Genomic DNA, 16,094 nt, shown 5'->3' with positions numbered 1-16,094 from the left:
GCCCCAGATGTACGACCCCACAGTCGCCCGGCTCACCTACCGGGCCCTGCTCGGCCGTCGCCGGGCCCTCATCCTGAGCGCTCTGCCCCTGCTGCTGATCGCGATCTCCGTGGTCGTGCGCGGCCTCGCCGGAGCCGACGACCAGACGGCGTCCGACCTGCTCGGCGGGCTCGCGCTCGCCACGATGGTGCCGATCATCGGCGTCATCGCCGGCACAGGCGCGATCGGCCCGGAGATCGACGACGGCTCCGTGGTGTACCTGCTGTCCAAGCCGCTGAAGCGGCCGACGATCATCTTCACCAAGCTGATCGTGGCGGTCGCGGTGACGATGGTCTTCTCGGCCCTGCCGACGCTGATCGCCGGGTTCATCCTCAACGGCAACGGCCAGCAGATCGCCGTCGCCTACACCGTGGCCGCGCTGGTCTCGTCCATCGCCTACGCAGCGGTCTTCCTGCTCCTCGGCACCGTCTCGCGCCACGCGGTGGTGTTCGGTCTCGTCTACGCCCTTGTGTGGGAAGCCCTGTTCGGCTCCCTGGTGCCGGGCGCGCGCACGCTCAGCGTCCAGCAGTGGTCGCTGGCGGTCGCCCACAAGGTGGCGGGCGGGGACATCGTCACCTCGGACGTCGGACTGACCACGGCGACGGTACTGCTGGTCGTGGTGACCGTGCTGGCCACCTGGTACGCGGGACAGAAGCTGCGGACGCTGACGCTCGCCGGCGAGGAGTGAGCGGCGCTGCCGGGGGGCGGGGCGGCCGTTCTTGACGGCGGCTTCACCCGCGCCTCGGCAGACTGGTCGCTGCGCACGGCGCACCGCGCGCAGGGCGCAGTGACGGAGGACGGGGCGGCGGGGAGGACGGGGATGGCGGACGACGACACGATGAACGGCGGCCGGGAGGGGGCCGAGGGCGACCTCTGGGACGGCCTCGTCCTGGACGAGGACTTCATACGGGCCGCCGAGGCGTCCGAGCCGTCCGCCCGCGCCCGGATGCTCGCCGCGCGGTGGCGTGCGGAGGCGCCCGAGCCGCAGCCCTGGCGCTCCGACGAGCCGCCGGCGGGCTGGTTCTTCAGCAAGGCGCGTCGACGCAGGTGGCGCCGCCGGTAGTCGCCCCGTTCGGCCCCGGCCGTCGCACGGGCGTTTTATTCGGTGGCGTCCCGCTCGCTGTCCTGGGCACAGTGGTCGTACCCGCACGGCGCGGGTCGGCCGGACGACATCCGGCGACACAGACTGGGTGAGGAGTTCGACGATGCCGATGGACGGCAGTCCGTCGAGCTCCCTTCAGGGCGGCCTGTGGCGGGTTCCGGAGTAGTTACGCCTCCGTCGAACCCGCTCCTCACAGGGGAGCTGCCCGGGGCGGCCGCTTCGAGCACGCGATGTCGCTCTCGCGTGGGCCGCCTTCCCGGAGATTTGGCCGAGCGACACGTTGTGACAGGACGGGCCGGAGTGCGGCTCGCGGCGCCTCCGGGCGACCCCGGCCGCACCCGCAGGATCCCGATGCGGCCCGGCCGTCCTGCCTTTTGGGTGCGCTGTGCGCTGTCGCGCCGGTGGGTCGCTGCTCGGACGGGGAGAGCCGGCCGGCCTGGGCGTCCGGCCTGGGCGTCCGGCCTGGGCGTCCGGCCTGGCCCGGCCTGCGGGAGCGCCCCCACAGGCTGTCGGGGTGGGTTCCCGCAGGGGTCGTCCGGCTAGGACCGTGTGCCTAGCTCAGGAAACGTTCCAGGACTTCGGCGATTCCGTCGTCCTCGTTGGAGGACGTCACCTCGTCGGCGACCGCCCGCAGTTCCTGGTGGGCGTTGGCCATGGCCACGCCGTGGGCGGCCCAGGCGAACATGGGGATGTCGTTGGGCATGTCGCCGAAGGCGATGGTCTCGGCGGCCTTCAGGCCCAGGCGGCGGGCGGCCAGGGAGAGCCCCGTGGCCTTGGACAGGCCCAGGGGGAGCAGTTCCACGATTCCCTCGCCGGCCATCGCGACCGTGACGAAGCCGCCCGCGGCCTGCCGTGCGGCCTCGGCCAGCGCGTCGTCCGACAGCTCGGGATGCTGTATGTAGATCTTGTTCAGCGGTGCCGACCAGAGGTCGGAGGCGTCCGTGAACGGCGTCGCCGGGAGCGTTCCGGTGACCGCGTAGCCGGGCCCCACCAGCACGTCCCCGTCCAGCCCGTCACGGCTGGCCGCCAGGTGCAGCGGGCCGACCTCCGACTCGATCTTGGCCAGTGCCACGCCGGCGAGCTGGCGGTCGAGGGTGACCGAGGTCAGCAGGCGGTGCGAACCGGCGTCGTACACCTGGGCGCCCTGCCCGCAGACCGCGAGGCCGTCGTAGCCGAGGTCGTCCAGGATGTGCCGGGTCCACGGGACCCCACGTCCCGTCACGACGATGTGCGCGGCGCCCGCCGCGCCGGCCGCGGCGAGGGCGTCACGGGTGCGGCGGGAGACCGACTCGTCGGAGCGCAGCAGCGTTCCGTCGAGGTCGGTCGCGATCAGGCGGTACGGGAACTCCCCGGCGGACACGGCGCTCACTTGGCGACCGGCTCCAGGACCTCCCGGCCGCCGAGGTACGGGCGCAGCACCTCGGGGACGTACACGGAACCGTCGGCCTGCTGGTGGTTCTCCAGGATGGCGACGATCGTGCGCGGGACGGCGCACAGCGTGCCGTTCAGCGTGGCCAGCGGGCGGATCTGCTTGCCCTCGCGGACGCGGATCGACAGTCGGCGGGACTGGAACTCGGTGCAGTCCGAGGTCGACGTCAGTTCGCGGTACTTGCCCTGGGTCGGGATCCAGGCCTCGCAGTCGAACTTGCGGGCGGCCGAGGAGCCGAGGTCACCGGAGGCGACGTCGATGACGCGGAACGGCAGCTCCAGCGCGGACAGCCACTGCTTCTCCCAGGCGAGCAGGCGCTGGTGCTCGGCCTGCGAGTCCTCGGGCAGGACGTACGAGAACATCTCGACCTTGTCGAACTGGTGGACGCGGAAGATGCCCTTGGTGTCCTTGCCGTGCGAGCCGGCCTCGCGGCGGAAGCAGGGCGAGAAGCCCGCGTAGCGCAGCGGCAGCTTGTCCGCGTCGATGATCTCGTCCATGTGGTACGCGGCGAGGGGGACCTCTGAGGTGCCGACCAGGTACAGGTCGTCCTTGTCGAGGTGGTAGACGTCCTGGGCCGCCTGGCCGAGGAAGCCGGTGCCCGCCATGGACTGCGGACGCACCAGCGCCGGGGTCAGCATGGGGGTGAAGCCGGCGGCCGTGGCCTGCGCGATCGCCGCGTTGACCAGGGCCAGCTCCAACAGGGCGCCGACGCCGGTGAGGAAGTAGAAGCGGGAGCCGGAGACCTTCGCGCCGCGCTCGACGTCGATCGCGCCGAGGATCTGGCCGAGCTCCAGGTGGTCCTTGGGCTCGAAGCCCTCGGCGCCGAAGTCGCGGATCGTGCCGTGCGTCTCGAGGGTGACGAAGTCCTCCTCGCCGCCCACGGGCACGTCGGGGTGCACGAGGTTCCCGAGCCGCTGGAGCAGCTCCTGCGTCTCGGTGACAGCCGCGTCGCGCTCGGCGTCGGCGGCCTTGACGTCGGCGGCGAGCTGGCTCGCCTTCTTCAGCAGTTCGGCCTTCTCATCGGCGGAGGCCTTGGGGATGAGCTTGCCGAGCGACCGCTGTTCGGCGCGCAGCTCGTCGAAGCGGACGCCGGACGACCTGCGCCGCTCGTCGGCAGAGAGGAGGGCGTCGACGAGCGCGACGTCCTCTCCACGGGCGCGCTGGGAGGCGCGCGCACGGTCGGGGTCCTCACGGAGCAGGCGAAGGTCAATCACGCGGCCAAGGCTACCCGTGCGGGGTTGCGGCTCACGACTCAGATTCCCGTGCCGCACGCCGAGTGTTCCGGCTCCCCCGGCGAGTGTGCCGAATCGCTCCTTACGATGCGTTATGAGGTAATTGCCCAGTGTGTCAATAAAACGCGTCTCACTCCCTGGGACGGAGCATGTGACGGGCGTCGCGTTGACTCGACTTCCTTGTGCCGCACGGGATTTGGGGCCGGGGGTTGTCCACAGGAATCCACACCCCGTGCGAGTTATCCACAGGGTGTGCGAAAGATCTGTGGACATCGGAATGGATCATTCCAAGGCCTCTTCGCGCGCTGGAGAATTCGCTGCGCAAACCCAACCCAAGGCCACTTTCGGATGGAAAAGGGTCGCCCCAAAGGATTGATCGAAGGAAGCAGGTGGACGGGGGGTGACGTGCGGGGGGCGAGTCACCCCGAGGGGGCAGGGGCCGATTTGTCGACTGAATGCTACTTCGTTGTCGACTTGTCCCCAGGTCGAGAAGCTGCCCTGTGGATAACTTCTGTGGATAACAACGATATGCAGGTAGGACCGGTGTCGAGTAGGTGGGACCGGCTAGAAACGGCCGTCCTGGCAGCGCGCCACCCAGTCCGAAGCCGCCATGAACTCCCCGTCCGACGTCCCCGGCAACGGTGCCTCGACATCCGCCGCGTCGACTTCCGCACGCGGGTACGAGCCGAGGAAGCGCACCTCGCGGCAGATCCGTTTCAGCCCCATGAGGGCCTCGGCCATCCGGCGGTCGGAAATGTGCCCCTCTGCGTCGATGCAGAAGCAGTAGTTGCCGATGCCGGCGCCCGTCGGACGGGACTGCAGCAGCATGAGGTTGACGCCCCTGGTGGCGAACTCGCCCAGCAGGTCGCGCAGGCCGCCGGGATGGTCGTCGCGCTGCCAGAGCACGACGGATGTCTTGTCCGCACCGGTTGGCGCCGCCGGCCGGGCGGGCCGGCCCACCAGCACGAATCGGGTCTGCGCGTTCTCGGCGTCGTGGATCCCGGTCTCCAGGGCGGTCAGCCCGTAGCGGGCGGCAGCGAACTCACCGGCGAAGGCGGCGTCGTAGCGGCCCTCCTGGACCAGCCGGGCGGCGTCCGCATTGGAGGCGGCCGACTCCCAGAGGGCGTCCGGGAGGTTCGCCTTCAGCCAGTTGCGCACCTGGGGCTGCGCGGCCGGGTGGGCCGAGACCGTCTTGATGTCCGCCAGCTCGGTGCCGGGCCGGACCAGCAGCGCGAACGTGATCGACAGCAGCACCTCGCGGTAGATCATCAGCGGCGCGCCCGCGACCAGCTCGTCCAGCGTCGTGGTGATCCCGCCCTCGACCGAGTTCTCGATGGGCACGAACGCCGCCTCGGCCTCGCCGGAGCGGACCGCGTCGAGCGCGGACTGCACCGACACGTACGGCATCAGCTGCCGGGTGGCCGCCTCCGGAAGCGTGCGCAGGGCGACCTCCGTGAAGGTGCCCTCGGGGCCGAGATACGCATAGCTCGCTGGCATGACCTCACCCTAATGGCCCTTGCGTATCCGGGCCCATGCGTCTCACGAGCGCCCCTCGCAGGAATGAATCCGCGCCGCGGACCGTAACTTCGCGTGACCCGCAGCCGCGCTCGCCGTCAGACACCGCCTCACGCCTCCAGCAGCCGCTGCCTCACGCCTCCAGCAGCCGCCGCCGCCTCACGCCTCCAGCAGTCGCTGCCCCACGTACTCCCCCTCCGCGGCCCCGCCGGGTACCGCGAACAGACCGCTCGACTCGTGGCGGATGTACGGGGACAGCGCGTCGCCCCGGTCCAGCTTGCGTTGCACCGTGACGAAGCCGCGCAGCGGGTCCGCCTGCCAGCAGACGAACAGCAGGCCCGCGTCGGGAGTGCCGTCCGGGTCGATGCCGTCGTGGTACGAGAAGGGCCGCCGCAGGATGGCCGCGCCGCCGTTCTGGTCGGGGCGCGTGATGCGGGCGTGCGCGTTGATCGGGACGACCAGATCGCCGTTCGCGTCGGTCTTCTCCAGGTCCATCTCGGTGGTCTCGGTCCCGCCGGACAGCGCCGCGCCGTCTGCCTTGCGACGCCCGATGACCTGCTCCTGCGCCTTGAGCGACAGTTTTTCCCAGTCGTCGAGGAGCATGCGGATACGGCGTACGACGGCGTAGGAGCCGTTGGCCATCCACGCCGGGTCCCTCGCGCCGGAGGCCGGGACGAAGATGCGCTCGTCGAAGTCGGAGTCGGTCGTTCTGGGGTTCCGGGTGCCGTCCATCTGACCCATCAGGTTGCGGGCCGTCATGGGGTGGGCGGTGGCGCCCGGCGTCCGATTGAAGCCGTTCATCTGCCAGCGCACCTTCACGGCGCTGCCCGCGTCCTTCTGGATCGCGCGCAGGGCGTGGAAGGCGACCAGGGCGTCGTCCGCACCGATCTGCACCCACAGATCACCGTTGCTGCGGGCCTTGTCGAGGTGGTCGGAGGAGAAGTCCGGGAGCGGATCGAGAGCGACCGGACGCTGCTTCTCCAGACCGGTGCGGGCGAAGAAGCTGTTGCCGAAGCCGAAAGTGATCGTCAGGGAGGAGGGACCGGCGTCCCGGGCCACGTCGGTGTCGCCGTGTGCGGCGGCCTCACCCGCCATCAGCCGCCGTGCGGTATCCGACCAGCGGCGCAGCAGCGCGGCGGCCTCCTTGCGGCCGGCTCCCGCCGCGAGGTCGAAGGCGACGAGATGACCACGGGCCTGGAGGCCCTGGGTGATCCCCGGTTGATGTTTCACGTGGAACATCGCCTGCCCGGACCCGATCGAGGAGAGCGGGGTCGCCTGCGCGGGGGCCGCGGTGTACCCGGCGGCCGCGCCCGCAGCGCCGAGGACGAGCCCGGTCGCTCCGGCGGTGCCGAGCAGCTTGCGCCGAGTCAGCCCCTCGCCGGAGGCGGAGGGGGAGGGGGACGCGGAGACGGAAGGGGAGGAGGACGCGGAGGGGGAGTCCGAGTGGGCGCCCTCGTCGACGATGCCGGCAGCCTTGGCGGCGCCGGCACTGGCCGCGCCTGCCTTGCCCCTGCCGGTTCTGCCTGTGCCGGTTCGGCTCGTGCCGGACTTGGTCGTGCCGGTCTTGTCCTTGCGGGTCTTGGCGGCGGAGGCCTTGGGCGTGCCGGCCCTGCTCGTGCGGGCGTCGGGGCCGGGGGCCTCAGGTGTGCGGGCGTCGGGGAGGGACTGGTCGGGCATGGTGCGGTCAGCCGATCTGAGCGTTCTTGGACACGGTCACCTGGTCGATGTCGGAGGTGCGCACGGTCACGGCGATCTTCCACTCGCCGGCCATGGGGATCTGCACCGCGCTCGCCGCCCAGTGGCCGGTGGTGATGTGGTCGGGGGAGACGGGCAGCGGCCCGATGTCCTTGGCTTCGAGGGTGAAGGCGACCTTGACCTCGGGCACGTCGAAGGCGCGGCCGTTGGGCCGGGTCACGTAGACGTGCATCTCGTTGGCGCCGGCGCGCGCGGGGTCGAGGTCGACGCTGACCACGCCCTTGCCGTCGGTGCCGCCGGTGTCGAAGGACATGTCCAGCGTCAGCGCGCCGGAGGTGGAGTCCGACGAGGACGAGGCGGACGACGAGGAACCGGTGGCCCTGGCGGCGTCCTGCTCCGTACGGCCGGGCTCGGTCGACGTCAGGACGGTGGTGACGGCGAGCAGCACGACGGCGACTCCGGCCTCCGCGAGCACCGAGCGCCGCAGACCGAAGCGGTCCGCGTCGGAGTCCCGCAGCCTCTTCTCGCGTGTGGAGTCGACGGCGGCCCGTTGCCGGGCGAGCTGCACGGCCCGCTCGTCACGTCCCGAGACGGCCTTGGCACCCTTGGCTCCCACGGCAGCCTTGGCGCCCCGGGAGCCGCCCTTGCCGTCCCCGGTACCGCTCTCGCCGGCGCCCGCGGCCGTGGCCGCGTCACCCGAGCGCTTGCCGGCCGTGACGACGGGCTTCCCGGCCGCGGACGTCCGTGCGGCGGCCGCGTCAGCTGTCGAGGCCGCCGACGCCGTCGCCGACGCGGTCGTCGTCCCGGTCGTGGTCCCGGTCGTCGTGTCCGCCAGTCGCGAGGTCCATCGTCGTGAGATCCAGGCGATGCCCACGAGCAGCGCGACGAGACCGATCTTGACCAGGAGCAGCTGTCCGTAGCGGGTGTCGGTGAAGGCGGACCAGGAGCCGAGCTGGCGCCAGGACTGGTAGACGCCGGTGGCGACCAGGGCGAGGACGCTACCGAAGGCGACCTGGGAGAACCGGCCGACGGCGGCGCCCTCGACGGGCCGGTCGGCTGGCGCCCGGTACAGCGCGACGAGGAGGGCGGCGAGTCCGCCGAGCCAGGTGGCGACGGCCAGCAGGTGGAGCACGTCGACGGGCATCGCGATGCCCGGCTGCAACCCGGTCGAGGCGTGTTCGGCCATGGCCCAGCTCGCCGCGAGCCCGGCGGACACGACGGTTCCGCCGATCGCGAGCCCGAAGGTCAGGTCACGCTTCTCCTCGTCCTCCCGCTTGTCGTAGGCCCCGAAGAGCACGGCGATGAACAGCGCGGCCGCGGCGAGCAGCAGCAGCCGCGAGACGAGGGCCGCACCGGTCTTGGTCTGCAGGACCTGTCCGAGGAGGTCGAGGTCGAAGACGTCCCCGAGCTTTCCCGAGCCGGCGTAGGAGCCGCGCAGGAGCAGCAGGAACAGGGTGGCGGCGGTCATCGCGAGCCAGCCGGAGAGGACGAGCCGCTGCATGGCGCGCACCCCGGTGCCGCGCGGCCAGCAGGCCAGCACGAAGACGGCCCCGCCGACCATCACGATGAACCCGGCGTACGACGCGTAGCGACCGAAGCCGTACAGCCAGCCGACGATTCCGCCGCCGGCCACCTGGTCGGACACCGACACGGTGGTCTTGGAGGGGGCGCCGATGGAGAAGGTGTAGGCGCCGGCGACGGGGTGGCTGTCGGCGGAGACGACCTGGTAGGTCACGGTGTACGTGCCGTCGGGCAGCCCCGAGCGCAGCTGGACGGCGTAGGTGGCGCCGCCGACCTCGGACGGTTTGCCGGCGTCTACCCGGGCGCCCTGGGGATCCAGGACGCGCACGGAGTCGTCGTTCATGGAGACGGTCTCGGAGAAGGTCAGCGACACCTGTGTGGGCGCCTTGTCGACCACCACCCCCTGCGCGGGGTCGCTGCCGGTCAGCGCGGCGTGCGCGGATGCGGGTCCCGCGCCGGCCAGGAGCGCGCCGGCGACCGCCAGGAACAGCAGCACGAGCATCCGGACGCGGGGGGCGATGGTCTGCGTCAAGGTGGTCCCTCCCTCAGTGGCCGGTCTTGGGGATGTACGTGGCGGACTTCACCGGCATCTCGACCTTGAGGGGGTCGGAGTCAGCGAAGTGCAGTTGGACGGTCACGGTCTCGCCCTGTACCGGCTTGCTCTTCAGCATCTCGAACATCAGGTGGTTCCCGCCGGTCTTGAACACGAGTTGACCGTGTGCGGGCACGTCGAGGGAGCTGACCTGCTCCATCGACGACCCGACGGTCCTGTGCAGGGTCACCTGGCCCGCGGTCGAGCTGGTGACGGAGGTCAGCTCGTCCTTGGCGTCGCCCTTGTTGACGATGGTGAGGAAACCGGCGGCCATGGTGGTGGAGACGGGTTGCGGGATGTAGGCGGCCTGGACGGACAGGTCCGCCGTGCCGTCCGCGTCCGACCCGCAGCCCGCCAGCAGCAGCGCGCCCGTGACCACGGCCGCGGGCGCGGCGAGAAGCCGCGCGGACCGTGTCGGCCTCACGGGTTCTCCCCCTTGACGATCTTGGGAAGGTCCTTGGTGTAGTCGTCGACCGTGGCGTCCTCGCCGTACAGCAGGTAGCCCGCGTTCGTCTTCGGGGAGAAGGCGACGACCTGGGTGCCGTGGGTGGAGACGATCTTGCCGTTCTTGTCCTTGTGCGGCGCCTCCACGGAGATGCCGAGGCGGTAGGCGGCGGCCTGGATGGTGGCGAACTTCCCGGTCAGTCCGACGACCTGGGGGTCGATGCCCTTGAGCCACGTGCCGAGCGCCGCCGGGGTGTCGCGGTCCGGGTCGGTGGTGACGAACACGACGCGCAACGCGTCCTGTTCGGCCTTGGGCAGCTGCTTCTTGGCGACGGCGATGTTGTTCATCGTCAGCGGGCAGACGTCCGGGCAGTTGGTGTAGCCGAAGTAGATCAGCGTCGGCCGGCCGTCCGTCTCCTTGCGGAGGTCGTACGGCTTGCCCTGGGTGTCGGTGAGCACCAGGGCGGGCTTGGTGAAGGGCTGGTCGAGCACGGTGACGGGCCGCTGCCCGGCCTCCTGGGAGACGGAGGCCACGGAACTGCCGCTGTCGCTGCTGCTGCCGCAGGCGGAGAGGGTGAGGGTGGCGGCCGCGAGCAGCGCGGCCGCGGCGAACGTCTTCTTAAGCATAGAGAAATGTCCCAGATGTGTGGAATCCGGTGCGCCCCGGGGCCCGGAGCGGGTGTACGGAAGGGGTGTACGGGTGGCCGTGCGCCCCGGTGCGCACCGTCGGGAGCCGACGTCGGGCGGCGGCGGCCGTCCGACGCGGGCGGGGGTCAGGCCTCGGTGGCGGCGGTGCGGCGGCGGCCGGCGAGTACGCCGTACGCGACGCCGGCGGCGCCGACGACGATGCCGACCACGCCGAGGACCCGGGCGGTGGTGTCGCTGCCGTCGGAGCCGGACGCCGCCTCGGCCGTGGTGGCGGTCGCCTTGGCGTCGTCGGACCTGTCGGAGGCGTCCTCGGCGGCGGCGCCGTGGTGGCCGTCCTTGGCCGCGGCGGTCAGGGCGAGCACGGGGGCCGGGTTCTCGGGCTCCTCGGCGCCGTCCGCCTGGACCTCGATCCAGCGCACGACCTCCTTGTCGGAGTACGTCTGGATCGCCTTGAAGACCAGTTCGTCGGCGTCCTCGGGCAGCGCGCCGACCGACACCGGGAACTTCTGGAAGAAGCCGGGCTTGACGCCCTCGCCGGTGGCGGTCCAGGTGATCTTGGAGACCGCCTCGGAGATCTGCTTGCCGTGCACCTCGACGGGCTTGGCGAGCTTGGCCTTGGTGACGTCGATCTTCCAGCCCTGGATCGGCTCCGGCAGCGCGGAGGACAGCGGGTGGTCGGCCGGGAAGGCGACCTCGAGCTTGGCGGTCGAGGCGTCGTCCCGCTCGTTGGGGACCTTGAAGTCGACGACCGCGTAACCGCCCTTGGCCGCGGCGCCCTCGGCGGCGACGCTGACGTGGGCGAGGGCGGGCGCGGACAGGGCGAGGACGCCGGCTGCGGCGACGGCAGCGGCGGCGGCGGCACGGGCGGCGATACGAGAGGCCTTCATGACAGGGAGCACTCCACTCTGAGTGAGTCTGTGGCTGAGGAGGCGTGTGCACGGGTGTGCGCACGCGCGCGTGCCGCACGACGGCGGCCGCTCTCCCCGGTCGTGGTGGAGTGCTGGTCGTGTCGCGTCAGGCAGCGAGGACGAGAGCGCACGTGTGCGGCGGGCCTCGCCTGATCACCGAGTGCTGGAGTGCCGTGATGCGGGGAGCGGCCGGAGCGAGCAGCGCGCCGCACGGGACGCACGGTCCCGCTCCGGGCGCGGCCGGGAGTCCCGCGAGCAGGGCGCGCACCAGCGCGAGCGCCCCGCGCAGGGACCGCACGAGCGCCCCCTCGGCGACTCCGTGGGCCGACAGGGCGAGCAGCCTCAGCAGGGCCGTGTCGCCGCGTCGCAGCACCCAGCCTGCGGCCACGGCCGCCAGGACGTGGCCCAGCAGCATCGGCAGCGAGGGCAGCAGCGAGATCGGCGAGCCGGCCGTGGACAGGACGTCCGCGGGATGGCGCATCGCGCCCATCCCGGTCATGCCGCTCATGGCCGTCGTGGTGCCGCCGCTGCCGGCCCCGTCGGGGTAGAGCCGCGCGTTCACCAGGATCCTCTGGGCCTCGGCCGGGCTGAGCGCGGCCGCCGTGGCCCCGCACACCAGCCGGGCCGCCCGGGCGACGAGCGCGGCGTCCGTCCCGGACAGCCGGGCCGAGGCGTCGGCGGAGAGCGCGGCGGACGCGGAGACGGTGTGCTGGCCGAGGCCGAAGAGGGTGTGCAGCGCGCCCTGTCCGACCGCGAGCAGGGCCGCGATGCCGGGCAGCGAGCGCTCGCGCCCGGCGAGCGGCGTCACCACCGCGAGGACGCCCAGGAACCCCGCGCCCAGCGTCCACAGCGGGACGACGGCGCAGGAGGCCGTCGAGTGCCCGGCGGCGGCCAGCACGACGCAGACCGCGGCGAACACCGCGGCCCGCAGCAGCCGTAGATCGCGACCGGAGCGTTCGCTGTGGGGGGCAGTCATGGCGGGCTCATCATCGCACTGGCCTTACCGCGCCCGTACGGCAGGTCCATAAGGTCTCCACGATGCGAAAGATCACTTTCTGGTGTGCCTGGTACGACTGATGCAGGCAAGTCGCGCATACACCGATTCCAGGTCTACGTGCATCCCCCATATGGGCGGCATCACGGGGAAATCGCGCTTACATACGGCTCGGTGCGGCAATACGTATCGGTATGTCGAGCCGCAGCCAGGAGGCTGGAGCATGAGCATCTGGTGGTCACTCCATCTGCGGCGCGACGCTGCGAGCGTGCCGCTCGCCCGCCGCCTGCTGCTCGGCACCATGGAGACGGCAGGCGTCGATCCCGATGTCTGTTACGACCTCTCCGTGGCCCTGAGCGAGGCCTGCGCCAACGCCGTCGAGCACGGCGGCGACACCGCGCGCGGCGGCTGTTCGGAGGCGTACCGCGTCACCGCCTACCTCGACGGCGAGAAGTGCCGGATCGAGGTCGACGACTCGGGCCCCGGGTTCACCGCGGAACGTCCCGCGCCCGCACCGGTGCGCATGAGCGCCGACGCCGAGCACGGCCGGGGCCTCTTCCTCATCCAGGAGCTCGCCGACCACGTCCACATCGGCAACAAACCGGGGCGCGCCGGAGCCGTGGTGAGCTTCGACAAGATCCTCAAGTGGCGCAAGGACGCCCCGTTGATGGCCGTATGACCATCCGTCAGGGCTGGTGCCCGGCAACGGACGTCGGATTTCCCGGCACTCACAGGCCCCTCTCAGCTTTCTTCCAGCCGGGTGATGGGCGGCGCTCCTAAGTTCCCGGGCATGACGGGAAACCACAAGGACACCACCCTCACCCGGCGTCGCGCACTGACGGTGACCGGGGGCACGCTCGCGGCCGGCGGACTCGCCGTCGCCGGCTACCAGTCGGCCTTCGCCGACACGGAGACGGGGGCCACGGCTACCGCGTCGGCGTCCGCCGCCTCCACCGGCGGCGCGTGCATGACGCTCATGACGAGCGTCACGGAGGGGCCCTACTACCTCGACGGCGCCTTGGTGCGCAAGGACATCACCGAGGGCAAGAGCGGAGTGCCGCTGACGCTGCGTCTCACCGTCGTCGACGCCACCGACGGCTGCACCCCGGTCAAGGGCGCCGCCGTCGAGATCTGGCACTGCGACGCCTGGGGCTACTACTCCGGCTACACCACCGCCAACCCGGGCGGCTCGGCTCCCGCGGAGAGCGAGGACGGCTCCAGCGCCGACGACGACACCTACCTGCGCGGCTACCAGATCGCGAACGCCAACGGGGTCGTCAAGTTCGAGACGATCTTCCCCGGCTGGTACACGCCCCGCACCTGCCACATCCACCTCAAGGTGCACACCGGAGGCCAGAAGGAGGACGGCACCTACGAGGGCGGCAAGGTCAACCACACCGGCCAGCTGTTCTTCCCCGACGACATCGCCGAGGAGATCTTCACCCTGGAGCCGTACGCCAGGCACTCCGGCAGCTACACCCGCCTCGACGACGACATGGTCTACGACGGCGGCGGCGCGTCCAGCGGCCTGCTGACGCTGACGGCCGTGCACAAGGCGGACCCCTCCAAGGGCTACAAGGGCTCCCTCACCCTGGGCGTCGACCCCGCCGCCGAGAACACCGGCGCCGGCAGCGGCGGTGGCGGCGGCACACCGCCCAGCGGCTCCCCCGGCGGCGCTCCGACGGGCGCCCCGCCGAGCGACGCCCCGACGGCCCCCGCCTCCGCCACCCCCTCCGCGTCCCCCTCCTCGTAGGGCCGGGCCGTGCCCAGTTGTGCGGACGAGCAGCTCGCGCAGGCCGCGGTGGCCGCGCTGACCGGCCAGCTCGCCCTGGCCCCCAAGCCGGGCCTGCCCGACCCGCGTGACCTGGCCGCCCGGGTCACCGGCCGGGACCATCGCGGACTCCTCTGGTCGGCCAGGGCGCTCGCACCCGGACTCGCGGCGATGGCCGCGGCCGCCCGCCGCACCGGCGAGCCCACGCCCCGGCTGCGGGCGGAGCTGGGCGCGATCGGGCGGTGCGCCGAACACTCGGTGGGCCTCGCCGGCGGTGGGCACCGGGGCGCTCTGTGGACGCTCGGCCTGCTGGTCGCGGCGGCCGCCCTCGCCCCCCACGCGCGGGGCGCGGAGGTCGCCGCGACCGCCAAGCGGATCGCCGCGCATCCCGACCGGGCGGCCCCCCGCAGACCCTCACGGGGCGCGACGGTCTCGGCCAAGTACGGCGCGGCCGGCGCCCGGGGAGAGGCGCGCGCCGGTTTCCCGCACGTACGGCGGGCCCTGGACGCCCTCGCCGTGGCCCGCACGGCCGGCGCGGACGAGCCCGAAGCCCGCCTGGACGCCCTGCTCACGGTCATGTCCACCCTCCAGGACACCGAACTCCTGCACACCGCGGGCCCGTCGGGTCTGCGCCATGTGCAGGCCGGCGCCCGTGGCGTCCTGGAAGCGGGCGGCACGGCGACCCCGGCGGGCCGCGCCGCCCTCACCGGTCTCGACGCCGACCTCCACACGCGTGCGTGGAGCCCGCGCGGCAGTGCGGGCCTCCTCGCGGGCGCCCTGTTCGTCGACTCCCTGCCGACCGCCGGCCTCCGCCCTCACCCTGCGGGCCTGACTCATCCTGGGGGCGTGAGGCGGACGCCGACACGGTCGTAGGACGGCGCGGTCGGTGTGGTCGGTGCGGTCGGCGTGGTCGGCGTGGTGGTCCGGGTCGTCGGGACGGTGCGGTCCGTGCGGTGGCCGGGGCGTCAGGCCCTCGTCGGGGCCAGTCGCCGCGGTGCCGGCGTCGTCCGGCCGGCGGCCGCCCGGCGCGCCGCCGGACCCATCGCGTACGACGCCGCCACCATCGCCGCGCCCAGCAGCAGCCAGCCCGGAGTGCCCCACTCGACCAGGAGCCAGGTCAGGACCAGGGGGCCGAGGGTGCGGGCCACCGTGACGCCGGTGCCGAACAGCCCCTGGTACTCGCCGACACGGTCGGCCGGGGCGAGGTCGAAGGAGAGCTGCCACGAGCCCGCCGACTGCCCCATCTCGGCCGCTGCCTGCAGTACCGACCCCAGCACCAGCACGCCCGCCGCCACCCACGGCGAGGCCCCGGCGGACAGGGCGAACACCGCGCACGCGGCGCACATCACCCATCCCGCGCGCCGCACCGCGCGCGTGGCGCTCTCCAGCCCGCTCACCCCCCGCGCCATCCGTACCTGAAACACCGTCACCGCTGCGGTGTTGAGCACGAAGAGCGCGGACACCAGCCAGGCGGGGGCCCCGGTCCGCTCGGTGATCCACAGCGGCAGCACCAGGCTGAGCAGCGGCATCCTCAGCAGCAGCACGGTGTTGAGGAGTGCCACGAGCGCGTACGGCCGGTCCCGCAGCACTCCCAGGGCGCTCCCGCCCGGCCGGACCGTCCCGGGAGCGACCCGCGGCAGTCCGGCGAGCAGCAGCGCGCACACCAGGAAGCTCACCGCGTCGACGACGAACACCGCGAGGTACGCCTCCCGCGTCCCGGCGTGCAGCGCGAGCCCCCCGAGCCCCGCGCCGACCGCCAGACCCGCGTTCAGGGTCGCCTGGAGCCGTGCCAGCAGCCCTGTCCGCTCTCCGGCGGGCGCGAGGCCGGCCAGCAGCGCCTGGCGGGCCGCCGCGAGCCCCGACTGCGCGGCCGCGTACGCGCACGCGACGAGCACGAACGGCACGAAGTCGCGCACCAGGGTGAAGGACGCCACCGTGAGCGCGGTCGCCAGCGCCAGCAGCACCGCCGTCCCCCGCGCCCCGCGCCGGTCGGCCAGCCGTCCCAACGGCACTCCCGCCAGCGAGCCCACCGCCCATCCGAGGGTCAGCCCGAGCCCCACGCGCGCGGGAGCTAGGCCGATCACCTGGGTGAAGTACAGGGCAGACGTCGTGTAGTAGGCGCCGTCCCCGACCGAGTTGCTCAACTGCGCGAGCGCGAGCAGCCGCTGCGGGGGAGTCTTCGTCGTCATGAACACGACGTTAGA

15 protein-coding genes are annotated in these 16,094 nt (G+C 72.4%); 5 read left to right on the top strand and 10 right to left on the bottom strand.

The annotated features are described in order from the left end of the window. Nucleotides 1-7: 7 nt before the first annotated feature. Together Sri02f_RS30285 and Sri02f_RS30280 are read left to right on the top strand one after the other, a co-directional pair. Nucleotides 8-727 (top strand): ABC transporter permease subunit, encoded by a 720-nt coding sequence (locus Sri02f_RS30285; RefSeq protein WP_109004526.1) that lies wholly within the window; start codon nucleotides 8-10, stop codon nucleotides 725-727. A 132-nt stretch (nucleotides 728-859) separates the two neighbouring features. After that, nucleotides 860-1,102: an SGM_3592 family protein gene (locus tag Sri02f_RS30280; RefSeq protein WP_109004525.1), complete on the top strand. Its 243-nt coding sequence runs from the start codon at nucleotides 860-862 to the stop codon at nucleotides 1,100-1,102. 592 nt (nucleotides 1,103-1,694) lie between these two features. Here the strand turns inward: Sri02f_RS30280 and Sri02f_RS30275 are convergent. From Sri02f_RS30275 to Sri02f_RS30235, 9 genes are all read right to left on the bottom strand, one after another. Next, entirely contained in the window at nucleotides 1,695-2,510 is an 816-nt protein-coding gene (locus Sri02f_RS30275; protein ID WP_109004524.1) for an HAD family hydrolase, read from the bottom strand. After that, nucleotides 2,507-3,784, bottom strand: coding sequence for a serine--tRNA ligase (gene serS / locus Sri02f_RS30270; RefSeq protein ID WP_109004523.1), 1,278 nt, complete (start codon nucleotides 3,782-3,784; stop codon nucleotides 2,507-2,509). Before serS ends, Sri02f_RS30275 begins: the two co-directional genes overlap by 4 nt. Nucleotides 3,785-4,366: 582 nt before the next feature. Then, nucleotides 4,367-5,299, bottom strand: coding sequence for a prephenate dehydratase (pheA, locus tag Sri02f_RS30265; RefSeq protein WP_109004522.1), 933 nt, complete (start codon nucleotides 5,297-5,299; stop codon nucleotides 4,367-4,369). Nucleotides 5,300-5,476: 177 nt separating this feature from the next. Next, nucleotides 5,477-6,994, bottom strand: a complete 1,518-nt coding sequence (gene efeB, locus Sri02f_RS30260) for an iron uptake transporter deferrochelatase/peroxidase subunit (protein ID WP_245970877.1) — start codon at nucleotides 6,992-6,994, stop codon at nucleotides 5,477-5,479. Between the two features lie 7 nt (nucleotides 6,995-7,001). Further along, the gene (locus Sri02f_RS30255) at nucleotides 7,002-9,065 is read right to left on the bottom strand and encodes a copper resistance CopC/CopD family protein (RefSeq protein WP_109004521.1); all 2,064 of its coding nucleotides are present in this window, start codon (nucleotides 9,063-9,065) and stop codon (nucleotides 7,002-7,004) included. Between the two features lie 13 nt (nucleotides 9,066-9,078). Continuing rightward, nucleotides 9,079-9,549, bottom strand: coding sequence for a copper chaperone PCu(A)C (locus Sri02f_RS30250; protein ID WP_109004520.1), 471 nt, complete (start codon nucleotides 9,547-9,549; stop codon nucleotides 9,079-9,081). After that, nucleotides 9,546-10,196 (bottom strand): SCO family protein, encoded by a 651-nt coding sequence (locus Sri02f_RS30245; RefSeq protein WP_109004519.1) that lies wholly within the window; start codon nucleotides 10,194-10,196, stop codon nucleotides 9,546-9,548. The genes Sri02f_RS30250 and Sri02f_RS30245 overlap by 4 nt, the downstream gene beginning before the upstream one ends. Before the next feature lie 146 nt (nucleotides 10,197-10,342). After that, on the bottom strand, nucleotides 10,343-11,104 hold the full coding sequence (locus Sri02f_RS30240; RefSeq protein ID WP_109004518.1) for a YcnI family copper-binding membrane protein: 762 nt from the start codon (nucleotides 11,102-11,104) through the stop codon (nucleotides 10,343-10,345). 127 nt (nucleotides 11,105-11,231) lie between these two features. Further along, a complete protein-coding gene (locus tag Sri02f_RS30235; protein ID WP_109004517.1) occupies nucleotides 11,232-12,101 on the bottom strand; it encodes a hypothetical protein in 870 nt (289 codons plus the stop codon). A gap of 241 nt (nucleotides 12,102-12,342) precedes the next feature. Here Sri02f_RS30235 and Sri02f_RS30230 point away from each other — a divergent pair, with 241 nt between their 5' ends. From Sri02f_RS30230 to Sri02f_RS30220, 3 genes are all read left to right on the top strand, one after another. Beyond that, nucleotides 12,343-12,798 carry an ATP-binding protein gene (locus tag Sri02f_RS30230; protein WP_109004516.1) on the top strand — a complete coding sequence of 152 codons (456 nt, stop codon included), beginning with the start codon at nucleotides 12,343-12,345 and terminating at the stop codon, nucleotides 12,796-12,798. A 111-nt stretch (nucleotides 12,799-12,909) separates the two neighbouring features. After that, on the top strand, nucleotides 12,910-13,872 hold the full coding sequence (locus Sri02f_RS30225) for an intradiol ring-cleavage dioxygenase (protein WP_174855736.1): 963 nt from the start codon (nucleotides 12,910-12,912) through the stop codon (nucleotides 13,870-13,872). 9 nt (nucleotides 13,873-13,881) lie between these two features. Next, entirely contained in the window at nucleotides 13,882-14,763 is an 882-nt protein-coding gene (locus tag Sri02f_RS30220) for a triphosphoribosyl-dephospho-CoA synthase (protein WP_109004515.1), read from the top strand. A gap of 92 nt (nucleotides 14,764-14,855) precedes the next feature. On the opposite strand, the gene Sri02f_RS30215 is transcribed toward Sri02f_RS30220, so the two are convergent. Then, on the bottom strand, nucleotides 14,856-16,079 hold the full coding sequence (locus Sri02f_RS30215) for an MFS transporter (RefSeq protein WP_109004707.1): 1,224 nt from the start codon (nucleotides 16,077-16,079) through the stop codon (nucleotides 14,856-14,858). Nucleotides 16,080-16,094: the final 15 nt, after the last annotated feature.

This window comes from Streptomyces rishiriensis, assembly GCF_003112535.1.
Taxonomy (GTDB): Bacteria; Actinomycetota; Actinomycetes; order Streptomycetales; family Streptomycetaceae; genus Streptomyces; species Streptomyces rishiriensis.
The sequence above is the reverse complement of the archived record's forward strand: the minus strand, read 5'-3'. Positions and strand labels throughout refer to the sequence as shown.